Source organism: Chromatiaceae bacterium (genome assembly GCA_024235395.1).
GTDB lineage: Bacteria > Pseudomonadota > Gammaproteobacteria > Chromatiales > Chromatiaceae > Thiosocius.
Map to the genome: position 1 here is coordinate 1,012,286 of JACKMK010000003.1, position 17,402 is coordinate 1,029,687.

Sequence of the window (17,402 nt, forward strand, 5' to 3'; positions counted from 1 at the left end):
TTTGTCTTGTCGCCATGCGGGCAGCTACGGCTTGGGTTCGTAGACTTCGTTGATGGTCGTTTCCGGTGGTGCGGTCGCCAGCCCTTCCAGCACCGTCCCCAGTTTCTCGCGAATAGAGGCTCCAGCCGCCACCGCTTCCTCCTTCGATCGCCAAAGGGTGACAGACGCGTATCTACGTTCATCCTCCGAAACCATGTAGGTGGCGCTCACAAATCCTGTTAGAGACCTGGTGAACGCATACAGATCGTCGGCCATCGCTTCAATGGCCGGTCGATTCTCCGACGTTGATGGGAATGAAAAGACGCGTGCATACATGAGCGATCCTCCGGTTCGTTACCCTGGTCTTCGGCATGCCGTGCCTGGGTGCTCAAGCAGACGGCGGCTCGTGGGGAGTGCGGATCGCCCCGTAGTGACCGCGACGCCTGCGGTCCGCTTCGCCGCGCTGCTAGTTCATCGCGATCCATACCGAAGTCCCCAGCAGGATGGAACCAAAGAATACCCCCTGGTACTTCGCGAACCATGCCTCCTGCAGCACCGCGGCCAGCGCCTTGCCCCCGGTCACCCACAACAGGTTGGCAGACAGCGTGAGCAGCGCCAGTGCACCCGTGAAGCCCAGTACCGCCGCGACGCCGCTTGCTTCGAAATTGTAGAACAGGGAAAACATCAGAGTTGGAATCAGCAGGAACTTGCCGTTGAGCACCTGCAGCAAAACGCCCTCCTTGAAACCCAGTGGCTCCGATGCGGCACCGCTTGCCACTTTCGATCGGAAGAAACGGATGGAGAGGAACAACAGGGCGAGCACGCCAGCCCATTTCAGAGCGACAGTGGCCCATTCGGATTCACTGACGACGATGGTGATACCGAAACCGATCAATACGGACTGGAGCACGCAAATCACATTGGTACCCAGCAAAAAGGGCAGGGTTGCCCTGAGGCCGAAAGCCGCGCCCATGGCGGCAAGCATGACATTCGCAGGGCCGGGACTGAACGTCAGCGGTGCAAGCGCCAGAAACCAGGCTGCGACTGTGAAATGCTCATTCACCCGGCTGTCGCCCGGGAAGGCGGAATGCTGTGGCTCGGAGCGAAGCGTGCGGCTTTCGACTCACTTGACGTGCCTTAGCAGATCGATCCACAGGCGAGACAGCTCGCCTTGTTTCAGTGAGATCAACAAAGCGCCAGTCACCATCAGCGATGCCCCGGCGATCGCCCGCCAACCGAGCGGCTCCGCGAGGAACCCGGCCGCCAGAAGCACGACGAAAACAATGCTCAGACGATCGATCGCAACCACCGCGGAGGCGGGTCCATCACGCAGTGCGAAGAAATAGAAGAGCCACGACAATGCCCCGGCCACACCTGCCAGGACAAGAAGCCCCCATTCTCTGCTGTTCAGCGTGTGTATCGAGAAGTCTCGAAACCTTCCCAGTGTCCATGCCGTGGCTACCAGGAATGCCGCCATGACCAACGAGCGCAATGTCGTTGCCAAAGTCGGCTCGACTTCACTCAGCCCCAGTTTGGCGAAGATCGCCACCAGCGCTGCCGCGAAGGCGGAGAGAAAGGCATATAGAATCCACATTCTCGACTCCTTTTCTGGCGCCCTCATTGGAGCGAATCTCCGCCGGCTATCCGAACGATACGCTTTGCAGCGGCCGACCAAGCCTGGGACAACGTGCAGTGCGGGTCGAACGCGTTTGTGTGCTTATTCGGTGGCCCGGATCATCCACCTTCCTGCGACGACACGAACTCCGCGTAATTTTGCGACAGCTTCGAGTAGTGCACCAACCAGTACGCCAGCAATCCAAACGCCGGATCGAGGATCACCAGAACCAGCCACCAGAAAGGTCGAACCGCCAGGAACAGCCAATCGCGCCGCCTGGCGTCGCGATAGACATATGAGCCAAGAATCAGCCCGAAGGCGTAGTAGGCGACCCACCAACTGACCGGCCAAAAGAAAGCGGACCAGCCAGACGATCCAGACGTTTGATGGCGGGACGTCGCGCCCTCGGCGACGGCGTCTGCTTTATTGACGCAGCGCGCATATTTTTCGGCATCGGCGATCTCGTTGCAGATGAACTCTGCTGCCTTGTTTGTGGCAAATGCCGCCTGTGCCGTAAGCAAAAGCACAACTGCAGCGAAGACCATGCGCATGACTACTCCTTTCAAACTTTGGTGCCTCAACAACTATCGCCCGTCAACAGGCCTTGCGGTTGCCCGACGTTCAGACGGCGATGTCAGTTTTCATGGTCGTACCCAACTGTGACGCCGTCGCTGGTGATCGTGGCAATCACCTTCGTTCCCCTCGTGAAGTAGATCGGTTTGGACTCGGCCGTCGCCCCATCAGGATAGCTGACCCGGAACCGAATCGCCGCCTCGGCGTCCAGGCTGAACTCGAAAGAGGACATTGCGCCAATATTGCCGATCTGCTTCGCGTCGTTTCGCCATTTTGCGACAACGAACACCGGTTCTCTCGAATTGTTCACGACCACGAACGCGGGATCGAAGAACGCCGGGGCCGCCAGTATCGCCAGGATACCGAAGAAGAGTACGGCCGCTACGGTCAGGATGTTGAGGATGCGTCGAATCACTTCGAAGCGCCGGAGTAGGGCGCAAGGCAATGGTTTGTGGGGCTTGTCATGTCTTTTGTTACGCGGCTGGCTATTCAGATCCTCGTATCAGAACATTGGCGACTTGAACGATGAGAAAAGGACTGATGGCGGCCACAAGAAGCGCAAACCCCAGATCGTCGATCGCATTCGCCAGCCAGTCGAGGTAGATGTAGAACGAAAAGGCCCAGTTGAGCATCACCAATACACCGGCGACCAGCACTGACATTCCCAGCTTGGCTGCTTTCCGTACGGTGCCAAACGAGATCATCGACAGCACAAACAAGACAACATAGAGAGGAATGACGACGATCGCGTCCACTCCCCCGGCAAACGATGCCGCTGGTGTCGCCAGCAATACGAGAGCAATCAGGAAACGTCTTGTCATCATGTCGAAATACAATGCCCGGGTTGGCGGCGCTCCGACCGGAGCGTATGAACGCGGGATAATGCCGGGGCAATGCGCGGGTAGGCGCGGCCTGCCGAGGGGTCAGAGTGACGAACGACATGGGTGCATTGTCGGCTGCATCCGGTCTCCAGCGTCAAGCGTATGCCGAGCGCAAAAGGAACAGCCTCCGATGCCTGGGACAGCCAGGCGTGTATCCCCTGTCTCTTCACCCGCCTTTTATGGTGCGAAATCACCATGACCAAACCCCTGGGCCACATCAACCCGACGCGTCGCCGGAGCAATTGCCATCCTTCACTGCAAGCAGGGTGTCGGCGGCATGGGTTACGCAAACGATCTCGGGTTCGCCGATGAAATGGCAAGCTGCTGGAGCGACAACCGATCATTGCCTCTAAGCAACTCAAGCTGAGTGGAATTGCCAACCGCATTGAACGAAATCATTTCGCAGGTTGCTTCCCCAATGACCTCTTTCATTCTTTGGAACGGGTTGTCTGAACTTGTCAGATCGCGGCTTCCAATCAGGAGCTTCGAGCCAAAATCGTGTTCATAATGGCTCCAGCCTGCATGTGATCCAACGATCAAGCCTTTCTCAAAGGCAAGCTGCCAGACCTCATGCTCAAGCGTGAGACTCTCGAGTTTCCCGGCGGATACCTCCACGATCTGGGCTGCTCTCAGACTGTGCATTCGTACCTCCAACGCCTAGGGAAAGAGGTGCTCAGCGCGGAGCGCCGGCCCTCCGTGTGAGAAGCGCAGCACCGCACGGCTTGGCCTTACGGCGCCCATCTAATGAATTCGCTCTCGTGGTGAATCAAAAAGCTTTCCAATAGCTCGGTTTCGATGGGCGGTTCGCATGCATAGAACTCTTGATCGAAGTCAGCCATTTTTCCCGTATACTTGTTCTCTCTTTCCCAAACGATCAATTCCGAGTGGTCGTTTGGCATCTCTTCCGCCATCCTTGAGTTGACTGCATGTGCTCTTCCCAATACCTCGCTCTGGCGCATTGCGCCCAGGCTTTTTAAGGCCTTGACCACTTCGGCCTGATCGAGAACTGCGTTGTTGCCAAAATACTGATCATGGCCCCCATTCAGGATCTCGCTGCTATACCACCACGCGAGGTAAGCGACCCGTTGGATGGGCGTGAATTCGTCAGGCGTCGCGCTTGTCAGCAACTGGAGGAAGGCATTCCACCGATCGGCTGGCATACCGCCGCAGTTGGTTTTGCTTACCTCAATCGGATCGGTCATCTTGTCAGTCCTTACGCCCAGGTAAGCGGCGGCCGTTGGGGTTCAGCGTTTGAGCAATCATGGAGAAACCATGCGCGAGCGGGCGCGGCGTGCTGGGCGTCCGAGTGAGCCGCAGGCGGCTTGAACGCTTGTTCGGCTGAATTTTCGCTACTTCCATAAACAGTCCCGCCGTGGAGGTGGAGTCAGCTTCATTGAGCGGGATTAGCGTGCCTGTTGGGGTTATTCGGCAAGCGTTTTTGGATCATCAACCGCCGGCCCCAGGTTTGACGACACGCGACCACTGGCTTTTTCAATACGAATCGCGCCTCTCGGGAGGCCCGCGACGCCAACAAATACAACTGATTCCCAATGATCGCCTTTGTCTTCAAGAGGACCAACAGCGCTTTCGATGTGCACATGCTTTCGATGGTAAAGATTGGCCATTGCCGTTGCTTCAGTAGCTGAAATCGCCCTTCCTTGTTCTATCCTGTTCACCGCTGCCTGCATTTCCCCGATCGTGTTCTGTTTCAATTCTTCTGCAGCCGTGGATGCACAACCGGCATAAAGAGCTGCAACAATCATGAACAGGCTGAAGATGGATTTCATGCGAGCTTTACTGCCAAGGTAAGCGGCGTTCAGCATGGAGCGCCTGATCGGGCAAAAATGGTGGAGCCGTGCCCGAGCGAGTGCGGAGTGCTGAGCGTCCGAGTGAGCCGCAGGCGAACGGCTTGGCCGCCTTGTTGGCCGCTGCACCTCGCACCTGCTAGTTGACCCTAAACTGCGCATGACAAGACAAGCATTGCTTCATCAGCTCACCCGTGAATTCAGCAAGAGTATCCATATCATCGGTTTCGGCTCGGATCACGAGCTCTTCGAACATCATGTGGGTTGGGCCGCCCAACGCTTTGAAGGATTCCGGCAGTTTGGCTCGGACCGCTGTGGGCGTGTTTCTCGCCATTTGATTTCCCGATAGGCGCGCTGAACGAATGATCAGCTCACGATCTTCCGTGCCGATGCCCAGAACGATGCCTTGAATACTAGCCAGCATGTTCCGCATTTCGGCAAGAAATTCAACGGCCTCCGATTCCGTGAGTTGAAGATTGACTCGGGCGTCGACCGAGCCACCGCCATCTGCCACCGCAATTGCAGAAACGCTTAGGCACAGCGGCATGAATAGTTTCTTGATCAGATCCATCTCGTTTTACGGCTAATGCTCAGGTAAGCGGAGTGCTGAGCGTCCGAGTGAACTGCAGGCGAACGGCTTGATCGACTCGTTAGCGCTGAGCATGTTCGCATTTGCCGAAGAAATAACCCCAACAAGAAAACGCATCGGGTTTTTCACCTCATTCTCAGGGCGTAAAGGTAGCCTTGAGTTCGCCTTTTTTGTTGAAGAGCAAAATCTTTCTACCATCAACCTGGACGAATCTGCATTTTTCTTTGCCACGATTGTTAGGGATGCAAAGCCGCCCGTCCTTCTTTACTCGCCAAGGAAAATCGGTTTGCCACAAACCATCGGTCCAATAGATGCGATAATTCACTGTTCCATCTTCTCGAAACTGAAATTCCTTGTACGTTTTGAACGTGAAATCCTGGCTAGCATCTTCGAAGTAGGTTTTTCCAGAGAACAGCTTCTCGACTTCGAGATCACTCAAATACTCGCCCGCGACTGCCAACTGAGGCAACGCCATCGCAACTACGACCGATCTTGCTAGTGAGACCATTATTTTGTGCACAGATTCTTCGACCTGCCTAGGCGGATCGGGTTGCAAGCGTTTACGGTTAAGTAGTCAGTTTCGTCCTGAACCGAGATAGGCAGGCTCTGTATAACACCCTTGATGAGTAATAGAGATGGCGCGGGGAAGTGCCGGATCAGGCGATGAATATTCGTCCATTTCACGTATTTCCTTTGATGCGAAACGAAGACTAGCACACGCTGGGTTTGTGGCGGCCGTGCCAGACCCTTCGCTGCCTGGCGCCACCAGCATCGATGTTGCGCTGAGCACGCCTGAGTCGGGGCACTTGGTACAGATGGCGCCGCCAGTTGCGGCCAGAGCGGGGCGGCCGAGCGATGACGCCGCCGCCCGTTGGTCACCGTCTACGTCTGATGACGCGATTCCGGGGCGACGGATGGTCCGTAGCGATCAGCGGCCGCGTGCGTCGAGACGTCGCAGGAATTCGCGCATGATCCGGCGGTACAGCTCGATGCCGGAGATCTTGTCTTCGACGCCGGCATCGAGGTTGGGGTTGTCGTTGACCTCGATCACCAGCACCTTGCGGCCGACCTGCTTTAGGTCGACGCCGTACAGTCCGTTGCCGATCGCGTTTGCGGCCTTGAGCGCGGTCTGGATGACCGCCTTGGGGACCTCGTCGGTGGTCAGTGTGTCGAAACCGCCTTCGCGCGGTTTGCCTTTGGAGTGATCCACGATCTGCCAGTGGCCGCGCGACATGTAGTACCGACAGGCATACAGCACCTCGCCGTTGAGTACACCGATCCGCCAGTCGAAATCGGTCGGTGTATAGGCCTGCGCGAGGATCAGTTCCGAGTCGCGAAACAGCTGCGCCGCCCGGGCGTCGAACTCTTCGCGGTCTTTGACCTTGAACACGCCGGTCGAAAAGGCGCCGTCCGGCATCTTGAGTACCATCGGGTAGCCCAGTTCCTGCTCGGCCCGGTCGAGTTCTTCGCGACTGAGGATCACGCTGGCCGGCGTGGCGATCCGGTGTCGGTGCAACAGTTCGGCGAGATAGATCTTGTTGGTGCAGCGCAGGATCGAGTCCGGATCGTCGATCACCACCAGGCCCTCGGCGGCCGCGCGCCGCGCGAAACGGTAGGTGTGGTGATTGACGTTCGTCGTTTCACGGATGAACAGCGCGTCGAACTCGGCAATGCGGCCAAAGTCGCGCGCCGTGACCAGTTCGGCATCGATCCCTTCGGTACGTGCAGCGCGGATGAACTGTGCCAGTGCACGCCGATTCGAGGGTGCGAGTCTCTCTTCCGGGTCGTACAGGATCGCGAGGTCGTAACGCATGCTGCGCCGACCGCGAACCGAGCGCCATGGCCGACGCAGGTAGCCGGCCATCGATTCGAAGAAGAATGCCTCCTGGTTTCGTCGCAGGGCCTTGAGGCCTACCGCGCGAATGCCGGAGATGTGCCAGACCTTGCCGCGCCGCATCTCGACCTTGATCAGCGGTACGCGGAAGGCCTCGAACAGGGCGCGACCGAGTTGGCGCAACTGTCTGGCCTCGCTTTGGCCGAAGCACACCAGCACCTCGAAGCGCGTGATCTCGGCGGGGTGATCCCGAAACAGCTTGTCGACCCGTTTGTCGAGGTCGTCGAGCTCGGTGCCGTACAGGGCCTTGCGGCTCAGGTCCTGCAGCGTACGCACCGAGGGGATGATCTTGTGGCCACGCGCCTCGGCGAGGAGTGACGCGTAGTAGCCGGGGCTGTGGTAGTCGGTGTCGCGGCAGAGGTTGAGCACTCTCAGGTTGCGCCGGTTCGACCAGCTTGGGTCGACCAGGTAGTCGCGGACCTCGACCACGTTGTATTCGGGGAAGTCCTTCTTCCATTGGCTGATGCTGTCGACCAGTATCAGGTGGTCACTCATCGCTCTGTCCTCGCGGTAATCAATACGACCGCCTGCAGACCCTTGCGGCCGTAGCGTGACATCTGTGCAAACTGGGAGCGGCCGATCGGCATGTTGATCGAATCGACCGCGGTCTCGCCTTCGTCGTAGTCGACCAGCGGGTCGTTGACGTACACAAAGTGTTCGTCGAATCCGCTGACCACGACCCAGTGCGGCGATTTCTCGTTGTAGATCTGCCAGGAACTGATCAGCACCAGCGGTACGGCACCGGCGTCGAACGCGGCTTCGAGCGCGGTCAGATCGAGCACGTCGAGGTGCACCGGGATGCCGCGTTCATGGATCTCCTGTTCCATGTCGGCCTGTACCAGCGCCATGACCTCTTTTTTCTCCGCGTTGCGCACCGAGTCGATCATCTGCACGCCGGGGTCGTTGACCCAGACCTCGGCGTTGAACCCGCGCCGGTCGGCCGCCAGCGCCAGGCCATAGGGCCCGCAGCCGCCGAGTCCGGAGGTCATGAAGATCGTGGTCGCGTCCCGCCACAGTTTGAGTTCCAGGCTCCGGTTGGCCTCGACCTGCGGGTCGAGCGACTTCATCGCCATGATCAGACACGCGGGGCCGCAGGTGAAATCCAGCGTCTGCTCGTACCAGACGACCCGGTCGAGTACCGGTTTCAGGCGGCTGTCGAGCGCTTTCTCATAGCGCCAGGCATCCATGTGGTCGGCGTAGTAATCGGCATGGCTGCCGAATCGCCGATAACCCATCGACTCGAACAGGCCGATCGATGCGGCATTGTCCTTGCGTATCTCGAGACGCATCCAGGCGCGTTCCTCGCGCCACGCCTCGGCCTCGGCCTGCTCGACCAACTGGCGCGCGACGCCGTGTCCACGCATCTCCGGCGCGACCGCGATCGAGTACAGGCGGGCGGTCGCCGTGCCGCGGCTGAACAGCACGACCAGGCTGCCGACGATCTCGCCGGCGTGCTCGGCGACCAGCGTTGCGGTATGGCCTTTGGTCAACAGGTGACGGAACTGGCGCCGGCTGATCCGGTCGTCGGTGAAACAGCGGTTCTCGAGGGCGACCAGGCCTTCGAGATCGTCGAGTATGGCAGTGCGGATCTGCACCACGGCAGGTGTAACCGGTGAATGGATGGGACTTGTGTCCATTAGGGCGGAGAAACCCGTACGGTGCAAGCGACATCGCCGGTTGCGGCGGGCGATTGTCGGCGTCGTGGATTGCGCCTAAAGTCTCGCTCGCGGCGTCAGCCGCGCCATGCCCAGATTTCCATGACCGAACCGACGACCTCGCGCTTTGCCCACGCCGTCCTGATCGGTCGGCGCATCAATGTTCGGCCATTGTTGCAGGCACCCCTGATGTCGGGCAGTCCGCTCACCGTCGAGGTCAGCGGCGGTGGTATCGCGGTGATACAGCGATTCGGCGTGGTGGTGTTCTTCGACGTGGCCCCGCTGCAGCAGGCCTCGTTCATCGCGGGCCTGCGCGGTCTGACGACCGAGCCCGTCGACCACGGCGAGTTCGAGACGCTGGAGTTTTCAGTCGTGTCCGGCGCTGGCGAGCTGCTGCGTGAGGGGATCCTGCAGCTCGATGCCGATGACCTCCTGAACCTGCAGGTGGTGGCCGATGTGCTGGCGAAGAGCGTGGTGCTGGATCACCATGAACGCCTGATCGCGGCGACCTTCGATCGCGTCGAGCCGCTGGCCGAGGAACTCAGCGGCGGGCACTACCGCAGCTGGCAATCGCGCCGCCTGGTCGCGCAGATCGGCGAGACCCTGCTGGTACAACACCGCATGGTCGGACGCGCCGAGGTCGGCGAGAAACCCGATCTGTTGTGGGAGCATCCCGAGCGCGAACGGCTGTTTCAGCGCCTCGAGCAGGAGTTCGAGATCCCCGAACGGCGCAGCGCCCTGGAGGCGAAGCTGCGGCTGGTCAGTACGACTGCCGAGACCCTGCTCGACCTGGTGCAGGCGCAGCGCACCCTGCGGGTCGAGTGGTATATCGTGATCCTGATCGTGGTAGAGATCGGTCTGACACTCTACGAACTGTTCCTGCACTGAACCCCGGGATGCAGGCGGGTCGCGCTGCACTGACGCCGTCGGGCGGAGGAAAGGTGCCGGGATCAGCGAAAGCCGAACCTGGAGGTGCACCTTGAGTAAAGCCTACATCGCCGACACCAAGCCGCAGGCAGTCGCGCTCAAAGCCGGCGAGACGGTCTGGTGGTGCGCCTGCGGGCGCTCCAAACAGCAGCCTTTCTGCGACGGCTCGCACGAGGGCACCGGTATCGAGCCGCTGGCGTTCACCGCCGACAAGGACGACCGTTATTTCTTCTGCCTGTGCAAGCGCACGGCGAAGCCACCGCTGTGCGACGGCTCGCACAAACAGGTCACCCAGGAGGACCTCGACGCGCAGGACGGCCTGCAGACCGTCTGGTACAAGGTCGCCGAGCCCGGTGAACTGCGTGATGGCGAGGTGCGCACCGTGCAGGCCGGCCGGCAGGCGATTGCACTGACCGCCCATGCCGGCAGGATCGGCGCGCTCGACAACGCCTGCCCGCACCAGGGCGGCCCGCTGGGCGAGGGCAGCATCGAGTGCAACGATGGTCAAGACGACTGCTGGCTGCGGTGTCCCTGGCATGGCTGGGACTTCGATCCGCTGACCGGTCGCGCCCCAGGCGGCCATGCCGACCAGGTACGCACCTTTCCGGTCGAGCAGCGCGACGATGGCATCTATGTCGCGGTGCGCGAATCGACCGAACGGCAGCCGACGGTCAGCGACCTGATGGCGCAGACCATGGTCAACTGGGGTGTCACGCATGTCTTCGGCATGGTCGGGCACTCCAACCTCGGACTGGCCGATGCCCTGCGCGTGCTCGAGCAGAGCGGCCAGCTACGGTACATCGGCATCCGCCACGAGGGGGCGGCGGCGTTTGCCGCGTCGGGCTATGCGAAGTTGACCGGTGTCCCCGCGGCGTGCCTGAGTATCGCCGGTCCCGGGGCCACCAACCTGCTGACCGGCCTGTGGGACGCGAAGGTCGACCGTGCGCCGGTGCTGGCGCTGACCGGTCAGGTGAACAGCCAGGTACTCGGGCCCGGGGCCTTCCAGGAGATCGAGCTCGCCGCGGCGTTCGCGCCGGTCGCACGCTTCAGTCAGACCGTGCTGCGTGATTCGCGCCAGGTCGAGCTGATGAACCTGGCCTGCAAGCACGCGACCGTCGAGCGCGATGTCGCACACCTGATCTTCCCCGACGAGGTGCAGACCCTGCCCGCACCAGACGGTGCGCAACCCGGCGGCCCGGATGGCCGTCTTGGCGACCGGCGGATGTTACCGGCGGTTGACGCCCTGGCCTCGGCACTGCAGATGCTCAAGGATGCGCGGCGCCCGGCGATCATCGTCGGCTACGGCGCGGTTGGCCGCATGCAGCCCATCGAACAGCTGGCGCACAAGCTCAAGGCGCCGGTGCTGACCACCTTCAAGGCCAAGGGCCAGATCGCCGACGACCATCCACATGCCGCCGGCGTACTCGGGCGCAGCGGTACGCCGGTCGCGAGCTGGTGCATGAACGAGGCCGACCTGTTGGTGGTGTTCGGCGCCAGTTTCGCCGACCACACGGGCATCAGTGCCAACAAGACGATCATCCAGGTGGATTTCGATCCCATGACCCTGGGCAAGTTCCATCCGGTCACCTTGCCGGTGCTCGGCGAGATCGGCTTGACCGCGGAGTGGCTGTGGCGCGCGCTGCCGGAGGAGACCGGGGCGGTCGACCAGCGGCCGGAGATCGCCGAACGCTGGCGTATCTGGCGTGATGAGAAGGCCGCGCGGCGCGCGCGTGACCGCGGCAAGGGCGTGAATTCGGCGACGCTGTTCGCGGCGCTCTCGGAACTGGCACCCGATGACGCCGTGATCGCGGTGGATGTCGGCAACAATACCTACTCGTTCGGCCGGTACTTCGAATGCCGCGGTCAGCGCATCCTGATGTCCGGCTATCTCGGTTCGATCGGGTTCGCGTTTCCCGCCGCGATGGGTGCCTGGGCGGCGACCGAGGCACAGGCGGACTATCGCGGTCGCCAGGTGATATCGGTGAGCGGCGACGGCGGATTCGGCCAGTACATGGCCGAGTTCACGACCGCGGTCCACTACGGCATGAACCTGACGCACGTGCTGCTGAACAATCACGAACTCGGCAAGATCAGCAAGGAGCAGCGTGCCGGGCACTGGCCGGTCTGGCAGACCGCGCTGCGCAATCCGGATTTCGCGGCGTTCGCGAAGGATTGCGGTGGCCTCGGCATCCAGGTCCGGCAGGACGGCGAACTGCATGAGGCGCTGAGGCGCGCCCTCGCGTACGACGGTCCGGCCCTGGTCGAGGTGTTCACCGACGGGGAGTTGATCTGATGCGTTACCAGGCGACCGAGGCGACGCCGATCGAGGAGCTGCCGCTGTATTCGCAGAGCGAAGGTCTGCATTTCATGTTGAATTTCACCGTGGCACTCGCCCTGGTGATCGGTGTCCTGTTGCTGTGGCTGGGACGCCGGGGGCGCGTGCTGTGGTTGCAGGTGTGGAGTGCTGGCCTGGTGCTCGCCAGTGTCGCCTATCTCGGCGCCGCGATCCTGCGCCTCTGAGCTTTGCGACAAAAAGTCTGTCGAGAGGCCTAGTCCTTTCCCTTATAAAGTTTGGCATGCGGACGCCGCATAGCACTGATAGGAACAGTTCGAGTCACCCGATACGCAGCAACACAGGGTGCCACTCCGTTTCGGCGTAGGAGGTCCGTATGTTGTTCGAACAGTATCGCGTGGCCGCGATCCTGCTTGTTGTCGTGGGGGGTTGGGGTTCGGCCGCGCAGGCGATGCCCGACGACTATGTCGCGGCGATCCAGGCCGATGCCGACGAGTTCGGCAGTGGCGCCTTCGCCGCACCGCCCGGTTCATCCTGGATAGCCGGAGGCGGTACCGGTGGCGTCGACGACGGCACCGCCAACCTGGAGGCGTTCGAGTCCTTTCTGAAGCGCCGACTGCCCGGTACCTACATCCTCTTCGTGCGTCTCCCCGAGTACCAGAAGACCTCGGTTTGGGAGGATTACCTGAAGACCGGTGATCTCGGCAGCGTGCGCAGCAGCATCTTCGCGCTGCGCAGCGGGCGCACGGCATCGTCGCGCGACCGGGCGATCACCAACGTACCGCGGGACTAGGGGGCGATATGCGCAATCTCATCAGGCCGGTATCGGCATTGTCATTCAGCCTGTTGACGGCGATCGTCTTTGCGGGCAGCAGCGTGGACCGCAGTCTGCCCTTGCCGAAAGGCACGCCCAGCGGGGAGGAGATCGCGAAACAGGTGTATTTCGCCAATCACTTCCTGGCGTTCGAAAACTTCTCGATCGACAGCCGTGGCGCCAGCAGTGCCGTGCTGATCAACCGGGACGATGGCGGTGGGGTGTCCACGGTCGCGGTCGAGCGGCATCTCAACAATGCCTACGACGATGACGATGTGATCAACTCGCGCGACCTGGCGATCTTCCGGTCGGGTCGCTTGCAGGGGACCGGCATGCTGGTCACCGACTTCGACGACGACTCGCGCAGCCAGAGCTACCTGGTGTGGTTGCCGGCGCTGCGCAAGATACGCCGCTTTGCGGAACCCGAGCACGACCAGGCATGGGGCGGGAGCGTATTCACCTTCGGCGACGTGACGCTGCGCAAGCCGCGGCACGAGACCCACGAAGTCCTCGGGCGCAAACCGATGCGCACCTGTCTCGGTGTGATGAGCGACCTCGAGGGTCAGCTGTTCCGTTTCGCCGGCACCCTGCCCAAGCGCAGCTGCCGACACGTGAACAAGGAGGTCTACGGGCTCAAGAGCACCACCAAGTTCGTGAACTGGTGGTACGACTACCGCATCAGTTACGTGGACACGCAGAGCTTCGCCGACTACCGCACGCTGTATTACAAGGACGGCAAGCTGGTGAAGGTCATCGATCGTGACTGGGGGGTGGTCGAAGCCGGCAAGACCTCCGACCCGCGCGCGCTGTTCTGGAAGACCTGGTACGGCCTCGACCTGACCACTGGCAACGAAAGCTGGGCGGTCATTCCGCAATCGGTGATCCGGATCAATACCGGTGAATCGTCCCGTTTCTGGTCGGAATCGACGCTGCGCAAGATCAAGCGCTGACGGCGTCGCGCGACCCGGCGCCGCCGCGTAGGCCAAAGACTACATCCACGCCATGGCCTTTCCGACCCCGTTTCGCTTGGCCTGGTAAGAATGCTTACTAGACTTTTGCGTATGGGCGAAACGTCATGCGCCGAGTGCCCAGCGATCAGGCGCGGGGAGAGTCACAAATGGACTTACATCACGGGGCGATCCACCATCTAACCGGTGCCGCGGCGGCGCTGCTGACGACCACCGCCAGTGCGGTGGCCGACGACGACTGGCAACTCAAACGGCTGATGCAGCCAACCACGGCACAGCTGGCACAAGAGGTGGCCGGCAGTGTGGTGATCTACGACGGGCTCGACGCCCGCCAGGTGAACCGGGCCCTGGACACGCACTACGATCGGATGCAACACATGATGTTCATCCGCATCCACCATCTTCCTCCCCCCGGCGCCGGCGGCGAGGCGGTAGTCGAGAGCGACGGCTGCGATTGACGCCGACGACGCGCCGCCGTCATTCGTGCTCGGTGTAGCGAATCGCTTGAATCTCCCATTCGGCCGCACCGGACGGCGTGTGCACCAGAACGGTCTCGTCGAGGGCGTGGCGAAGCAGGGCGCGCGCCATCGGTGAATCGATGCTGATCCAGTTGCGCCGATGGTCGGACTCGTCGGCGCCGACGATGCGGTAGGTGACCTCCTGGCCGCCGCTGTCGCGTAGCGTGATCCATGCGCCGAAGAACACCCGTTCGGCGTTTTCCGGAAACGCGTGCACCACCTGGAGTTCCGGCAGGCGCTTCTGCAGATAGCGGATGCGCCGGTCGATCTCGCGCAGTTGCTTCTTGCGGTAGATGTACTCGGCGTTCTCCGATCGGTCACCCTCGGCGGCGGCGGCGGCGAGGTGGGTCACCACCTTGCGGCGACGCTTCCACAGCGCGTCCTGCTCCTGGTTGAGCGTCTCCCAGCCTTCGCGGGTGATGTACGGCGAACGCGCCGGGCCTGGAGTCTGTTTGCCGCTCACGAACCCGAGACCCCGCGGGTCACCAGCCACAGGTAGAACAGGAACACGCCGACACCGATGCCGCCCATCGTCAACGGCCCCCGGTAGCGTGGCACCTCACCGTCCGCGCGCCGACGGATGTCGCGAGCCCAGAGCAGTGCACCCAGGAGCAACGCCAGACCGAGGAACATCCGTCGTCAGAACTGGCCGGTACGCACCATGACCAGCGTGCAGGCCTCCAGCCATTCGATGCCGGCCGCATCGAGCTGCCCCTGGACGACGCGGCTCTCGGTGCCGGGATTGAAGATCACCCGTCCCGGCCGCAGGCGCACGATCGCCTCGGTCTGCGGCTCGAGCAGCTGCGGACCGACGTACAGCGTGAGGGTGTCGACCGGTTCGGTGATCTCGTCCAGGCTGTGTGTCACCGGTAGCGCCTCGACCTCCTCGAAGCGCGGATGGATCGGCGTGATCCGGTAACCGTGCTGTTTCAGCAGCCGGATGCATTGATTTGCATAGCGTGCGGGTTTTGGGCTGGCGCCCAGTACGGCAACGTGATGTGACGCGTTTTGCATTGGTCTGGCCCGGTCTGGTGACGGAAGCGAGGCGTTTCGGACGGCGCATGATAACCCCGTCGTACAGGGTGCCGCGATGCGCATTGCTCCGTAGAATGCCGGGTATCGTTATCGTTTGGAGACTGGAAAGATGTTGGGTGCCGCGGTTCTGTTGCATGTGATCGCCGTCGTGATCTGGGTCGGCGGTATGTTTTTCGCTTACATGGCGTTGCGCCCGGTGGCCGCGTCGCTGCTCGAGCCGCCGCAGCGTCTTCCGTTGTGGGTCGGGGTGTTCGGCCGGTTCTTTCCGTGGGTCTGGGTGTCCATCGGCGTGATCCTCGCGACCGGCCTATGGATGATCTTCGCTGTGCTCGGCGGCATGGGCGCGGTCGCCCTGTACGTGCACGCGATGTTCGGCCTCGGCCTGCTGATGATGCTGATCTTCCTGCACGTGTTTTTCGCCCCCTATGGCCGGCTGAAGCGTGCCGTCGCGGCGCAGGACTGGCCGGCCGGCGGCAAGGCGCTGGCGCAGATCCGTATGCTGGTCGGGATCAACACCCTGATCGGCCTGCTGACGATCGCGGTCGGTGCCGGCGGGCGCTATTTCGTGCCTTGATCCGGTGGCGCCTGCCCGGTTCCAGGATTCTGTCGCCGCGTGCCCGGGGATGCGGCACTGGCGACGCAACCCACCGGAACAAAAGTGGTTTTGAAGGGAGGGGTCGGGCGCTGAATGGCTCGTAGCGATGGCCATTTTGTCGTGGCGGTGTTTTCCGTCGCCGCCGTTCGCGCGCGATCTATCTTTGCCCTTGGGTCGCAGTAGGGGGTGAGGACCAATGACCGACGTCGTACAACTGCTCGGTGACGAGGCCGGGTATCTGCTGGAACACCGTTGCACCACGATCGCGCAGGACATGCTGCAGCTGCCGGGCGGGGATTTCGTCGACCGGGTGGTGGCCCTGAGCGACCGCAAGCCCGGGGTGCTGCGCGGCATGCAGACGCTGTTCGGGCACGGCCGGCTCGGTGGTACCGGCTACCTGTCGATCCTGCCGGTGGATCAGGGTGTGGAACACGCCGGCGGCGCCTCGTTCGCACCCAACCCGATCTACTTCGATCCGCAGAACATCGTCGAACTGGCGATCGCCGGCGGATGCAACGCGGTCGCGTCGACCCTCGGTGTACTCGGTGCGGTCGGGCGCCGCTACGCGCACAAGATCCCGTTCCTGGTCAAGCTCAACCACAACGAGCTGCTGAGCTATCCGAGCATCTACGACCAGACGCTGTTCGCCAGCGTCGAGCAGGCGTTCGACATGGGGGCGGTCGCCGTGGGCGCGACGATCTACTTCGGTTCAGCGGAGTCGCGACGGCAGATCGGCGAGATCAGCGAGGCGTTCCAGCGCGCCCACGAACTCGGGATGGTCACGGTGCTGTGGGCCTACCTGCGCAACAGCGCCTTCAAGAAGGACGGGGTGGATTACCACGAGTCGGCCGATCTCACCGGCCAGGCGAACCACCTCGCGGTGACGATCGAGGCCGATATCGTCAAGCAGAAGCAGGCCACCTGCAACGGCGGTTACCGGGCGATCGGCTTCGGCAAGACGCACCCCAAGGTCTACGACGAGCTGACCAGCGAGCATCCGATCGACCTGGTGCGTTACCAGGTCGCGAACTGCTACATGGGGCGGATCGGGATGATCAATTCGGGCGGCCCTTCCGGTCACGACGATCTGCATCAGGCAGTGCGTACCGCGGTGATCAACAAGCGCGCAGGTGGCATGGGCCTGATCTCGGGACGCAAGGCATTCCAGAAGCCCATGCAGGACGGCGTACGCCTGCTGAACGCGATCCAGGACGTCTACCTGTCCGACCAGGTGACGATCGCCTGACCGGTCGCGCCGCTC

Annotated in this window: 24 protein-coding genes; 9 read left to right on the forward strand and 15 right to left on the reverse strand. The window is 61.9% G+C overall.

Annotation, left to right across the window (positions count from 1 at the left end):
* Nucleotides 1-24 precede the first annotated feature (24 nt).
* The 10 genes from H6955_18045 to H6955_18090 all read right to left on the reverse strand — a co-directional run bounded on the left by H6955_18045 (nucleotide 25) and on the right by H6955_18090 (nucleotide 5,424).
* A complete protein-coding gene (locus tag H6955_18045) occupies nucleotides 25-315 on the reverse strand; it encodes a hypothetical protein (protein ID MCP5315467.1) in 291 nt (96 codons plus the stop codon).
* 130 nt (nucleotides 316-445) lie between these two features.
* Nucleotides 446-964 (reverse strand): LysE family translocator, encoded by a 519-nt coding sequence (locus H6955_18050; GenBank protein MCP5315468.1) that lies wholly within the window; start codon nucleotides 962-964, stop codon nucleotides 446-448.
* Between the two features lie 138 nt (nucleotides 965-1,102).
* The gene (locus H6955_18055) at nucleotides 1,103-1,573 is read right to left on the reverse strand and encodes an EamA family transporter (protein MCP5315469.1); all 471 of its coding nucleotides are present in this window, start codon (nucleotides 1,571-1,573) and stop codon (nucleotides 1,103-1,105) included.
* Between the two features lie 140 nt (nucleotides 1,574-1,713).
* Nucleotides 1,714-2,145 (reverse strand): hypothetical protein, encoded by a 432-nt coding sequence (locus H6955_18060; protein ID MCP5315470.1) that lies wholly within the window; start codon nucleotides 2,143-2,145, stop codon nucleotides 1,714-1,716.
* A gap of 83 nt (nucleotides 2,146-2,228) precedes the next feature.
* Nucleotides 2,229-2,582, reverse strand: a complete 354-nt coding sequence (locus H6955_18065) for a hypothetical protein (protein ID MCP5315471.1) — start codon at nucleotides 2,580-2,582, stop codon at nucleotides 2,229-2,231.
* Nucleotides 2,583-2,652: 70 nt separating this feature from the next.
* Nucleotides 2,653-2,991: a hypothetical protein gene (locus tag H6955_18070; GenBank protein ID MCP5315472.1), complete on the reverse strand. Its 339-nt coding sequence runs from the start codon at nucleotides 2,989-2,991 to the stop codon at nucleotides 2,653-2,655.
* A 339-nt stretch (nucleotides 2,992-3,330) separates the two neighbouring features.
* Nucleotides 3,331-3,690 (reverse strand): hypothetical protein, encoded by a 360-nt coding sequence (locus H6955_18075; GenBank protein ID MCP5315473.1) that lies wholly within the window; start codon nucleotides 3,688-3,690, stop codon nucleotides 3,331-3,333.
* 86 nt (nucleotides 3,691-3,776) lie between these two features.
* On the reverse strand, nucleotides 3,777-4,250 hold the full coding sequence (locus H6955_18080; GenBank protein ID MCP5315474.1) for a DUF4375 domain-containing protein: 474 nt from the start codon (nucleotides 4,248-4,250) through the stop codon (nucleotides 3,777-3,779).
* Nucleotides 4,251-4,469: 219 nt separating this feature from the next.
* Nucleotides 4,470-4,835: a hypothetical protein gene (locus tag H6955_18085; protein ID MCP5315475.1), complete on the reverse strand. Its 366-nt coding sequence runs from the start codon at nucleotides 4,833-4,835 to the stop codon at nucleotides 4,470-4,472.
* 157 nt (nucleotides 4,836-4,992) lie between these two features.
* Nucleotides 4,993-5,424 carry a cytochrome c gene (locus H6955_18090; protein MCP5315476.1) on the reverse strand — a complete coding sequence of 144 codons (432 nt, stop codon included), beginning with the start codon at nucleotides 5,422-5,424 and terminating at the stop codon, nucleotides 4,993-4,995.
* A 67-nt stretch (nucleotides 5,425-5,491) separates the two neighbouring features.
* Between H6955_18090 and H6955_18095 the strand changes: the two genes are divergently transcribed.
* Nucleotides 5,492-5,941, forward strand: coding sequence for a hypothetical protein (locus tag H6955_18095; protein MCP5315477.1), 450 nt, complete (start codon nucleotides 5,492-5,494; stop codon nucleotides 5,939-5,941).
* Nucleotides 5,942-6,370: 429 nt separating this feature from the next.
* Here the strand turns inward: H6955_18095 and H6955_18100 are convergent, their stop codons facing one another.
* Together H6955_18100 and H6955_18105 are read right to left on the reverse strand one after the other, a co-directional pair.
* Nucleotides 6,371-7,831, reverse strand: a complete 1,461-nt coding sequence (locus H6955_18100) for a RimK family protein (protein ID MCP5315478.1) — start codon at nucleotides 7,829-7,831, stop codon at nucleotides 6,371-6,373.
* Complete coding sequence (locus tag H6955_18105; protein MCP5315479.1) at nucleotides 7,828-8,973, reverse strand: GNAT family N-acetyltransferase/peptidase C39 family protein; 1,146 nt, start codon at nucleotides 8,971-8,973, stop codon at nucleotides 7,828-7,830. Before H6955_18105 ends, H6955_18100 begins: the two co-directional genes overlap by 4 nt.
* Nucleotides 8,974-9,093: 120 nt before the next feature.
* On the opposite strand from H6955_18105, the gene H6955_18110 reads away from it, so the two are divergent.
* The 6 genes from H6955_18110 to H6955_18135 all read left to right on the forward strand — a co-directional run bounded on the left by H6955_18110 (nucleotide 9,094) and on the right by H6955_18135 (nucleotide 14,451).
* On the forward strand, nucleotides 9,094-9,879 hold the full coding sequence (locus H6955_18110) for an RMD1 family protein (protein MCP5315480.1): 786 nt from the start codon (nucleotides 9,094-9,096) through the stop codon (nucleotides 9,877-9,879).
* Nucleotides 9,880-9,970: 91 nt separating this feature from the next.
* Nucleotides 9,971-12,211 (forward strand): CDGSH iron-sulfur domain-containing protein, encoded by a 2,241-nt coding sequence (locus H6955_18115; GenBank protein ID MCP5315481.1) that lies wholly within the window; start codon nucleotides 9,971-9,973, stop codon nucleotides 12,209-12,211.
* Nucleotides 12,211-12,438, forward strand: coding sequence for a hypothetical protein (locus tag H6955_18120; GenBank protein MCP5315482.1), 228 nt, complete (start codon nucleotides 12,211-12,213; stop codon nucleotides 12,436-12,438). Before H6955_18115 ends, H6955_18120 begins: the two co-directional genes overlap by 1 nt.
* 149 nt (nucleotides 12,439-12,587) lie before the next feature.
* Nucleotides 12,588-13,004 carry a hypothetical protein gene (locus tag H6955_18125; GenBank protein ID MCP5315483.1) on the forward strand — a complete coding sequence of 139 codons (417 nt, stop codon included), beginning with the start codon at nucleotides 12,588-12,590 and terminating at the stop codon, nucleotides 13,002-13,004.
* A 20-nt stretch (nucleotides 13,005-13,024) separates the two neighbouring features.
* Nucleotides 13,025-13,975, forward strand: coding sequence for an outer membrane lipoprotein-sorting protein (locus H6955_18130; GenBank protein MCP5315484.1), 951 nt, complete (start codon nucleotides 13,025-13,027; stop codon nucleotides 13,973-13,975).
* A 167-nt stretch (nucleotides 13,976-14,142) separates the two neighbouring features.
* Nucleotides 14,143-14,451 carry a hypothetical protein gene (locus H6955_18135; protein ID MCP5315485.1) on the forward strand — a complete coding sequence of 103 codons (309 nt, stop codon included), beginning with the start codon at nucleotides 14,143-14,145 and terminating at the stop codon, nucleotides 14,449-14,451.
* A 19-nt stretch (nucleotides 14,452-14,470) separates the two neighbouring features.
* Here the strand turns inward: H6955_18135 and greB are convergent, their stop codons facing one another.
* The 3 genes from greB to H6955_18150 are packed head-to-tail and all read right to left on the reverse strand — an operon-like array spanning nucleotide 14,471 to nucleotide 15,525.
* Entirely contained in the window at nucleotides 14,471-14,974 is a 504-nt protein-coding gene (greB, locus tag H6955_18140; protein MCP5315486.1) for a transcription elongation factor GreB, read from the reverse strand.
* Nucleotides 14,971-15,144: a hypothetical protein gene (locus H6955_18145; protein MCP5315487.1), complete on the reverse strand. Its 174-nt coding sequence runs from the start codon at nucleotides 15,142-15,144 to the stop codon at nucleotides 14,971-14,973. The genes greB and H6955_18145 overlap by 4 nt, the downstream gene beginning before the upstream one ends.
* A gap of 6 nt (nucleotides 15,145-15,150) precedes the next feature.
* On the reverse strand, nucleotides 15,151-15,525 hold the full coding sequence (locus tag H6955_18150; protein ID MCP5315488.1) for a CoA-binding protein: 375 nt from the start codon (nucleotides 15,523-15,525) through the stop codon (nucleotides 15,151-15,153).
* 133 nt (nucleotides 15,526-15,658) lie between these two features.
* Between H6955_18150 and H6955_18155 the strand changes: the two genes are divergently transcribed.
* Together H6955_18155 and H6955_18160 are read left to right on the forward strand one after the other, a co-directional pair.
* Nucleotides 15,659-16,120: a CopD family protein gene (locus H6955_18155; protein MCP5315489.1), complete on the forward strand. Its 462-nt coding sequence runs from the start codon at nucleotides 15,659-15,661 to the stop codon at nucleotides 16,118-16,120.
* A 217-nt stretch (nucleotides 16,121-16,337) separates the two neighbouring features.
* Nucleotides 16,338-17,387, forward strand: a complete 1,050-nt coding sequence (locus tag H6955_18160; GenBank protein ID MCP5315490.1) for a class I fructose-bisphosphate aldolase — start codon at nucleotides 16,338-16,340, stop codon at nucleotides 17,385-17,387.
* Nucleotides 17,388-17,402 lie beyond the last annotated feature (15 nt).

Bases quoted from the DNA above. Each gene is read 5' to 3' on its own strand.
- H6955_18045 (MCP5315467.1), bottom strand. From the start codon at position 315: ATGTATGCACGCGTCTTTTCATTCCCATCAACGTCGGAGAATCGACCG.
- H6955_18050 (MCP5315468.1), bottom strand. From the start codon at position 964: ATGCTTGCCGCCATGGGCGCGGCTTTCGGCCTCAGGGCAACCCTGCCC.
- H6955_18055 (MCP5315469.1), bottom strand. From the start codon at position 1,573: ATGTGGATTCTATATGCCTTTCTCTCCGCCTTCGCGGCAGCGCTGGTG.
- H6955_18060 (MCP5315470.1), bottom strand. From the start codon at position 2,145: ATGCGCATGGTCTTCGCTGCAGTTGTGCTTTTGCTTACGGCACAGGCG.
- H6955_18070 (MCP5315472.1), bottom strand. From the start codon at position 2,991: ATGATGACAAGACGTTTCCTGATTGCTCTCGTATTGCTGGCGACACCA.
- H6955_18075 (MCP5315473.1), bottom strand. From the start codon at position 3,690: ATGCACAGTCTGAGAGCAGCCCAGATCGTGGAGGTATCCGCCGGGAAA.
- H6955_18080 (MCP5315474.1), bottom strand. From the start codon at position 4,250: ATGACCGATCCGATTGAGGTAAGCAAAACCAACTGCGGCGGTATGCCA.
- H6955_18085 (MCP5315475.1), bottom strand. From the start codon at position 4,835: ATGAAATCCATCTTCAGCCTGTTCATGATTGTTGCAGCTCTTTATGCC.
- H6955_18090 (MCP5315476.1), bottom strand. From the start codon at position 5,424: ATGGATCTGATCAAGAAACTATTCATGCCGCTGTGCCTAAGCGTTTCT.
- H6955_18100 (MCP5315478.1), bottom strand. From the start codon at position 7,831: ATGAGTGACCACCTGATACTGGTCGACAGCATCAGCCAATGGAAGAAG.
- H6955_18105 (MCP5315479.1), bottom strand. From the start codon at position 8,973: ATGGACACAAGTCCCATCCATTCACCGGTTACACCTGCCGTGGTGCAG.
- H6955_18110 (MCP5315480.1), top strand. From the start codon at position 9,094: ATGACCGAACCGACGACCTCGCGCTTTGCCCACGCCGTCCTGATCGGT.
- H6955_18120 (MCP5315482.1), top strand. From the start codon at position 12,211: ATGCGTTACCAGGCGACCGAGGCGACGCCGATCGAGGAGCTGCCGCTG.
- H6955_18125 (MCP5315483.1), top strand. From the start codon at position 12,588: ATGTTGTTCGAACAGTATCGCGTGGCCGCGATCCTGCTTGTTGTCGTG.
- H6955_18135 (MCP5315485.1), top strand. From the start codon at position 14,143: ATGGACTTACATCACGGGGCGATCCACCATCTAACCGGTGCCGCGGCG.
- H6955_18145 (MCP5315487.1), bottom strand. From the start codon at position 15,144: ATGTTCCTCGGTCTGGCGTTGCTCCTGGGTGCACTGCTCTGGGCTCGC.
- H6955_18150 (MCP5315488.1), bottom strand. From the start codon at position 15,525: ATGCAAAACGCGTCACATCACGTTGCCGTACTGGGCGCCAGCCCAAAA.
- H6955_18160 (MCP5315490.1), top strand. From the start codon at position 16,338: ATGACCGACGTCGTACAACTGCTCGGTGACGAGGCCGGGTATCTGCTG.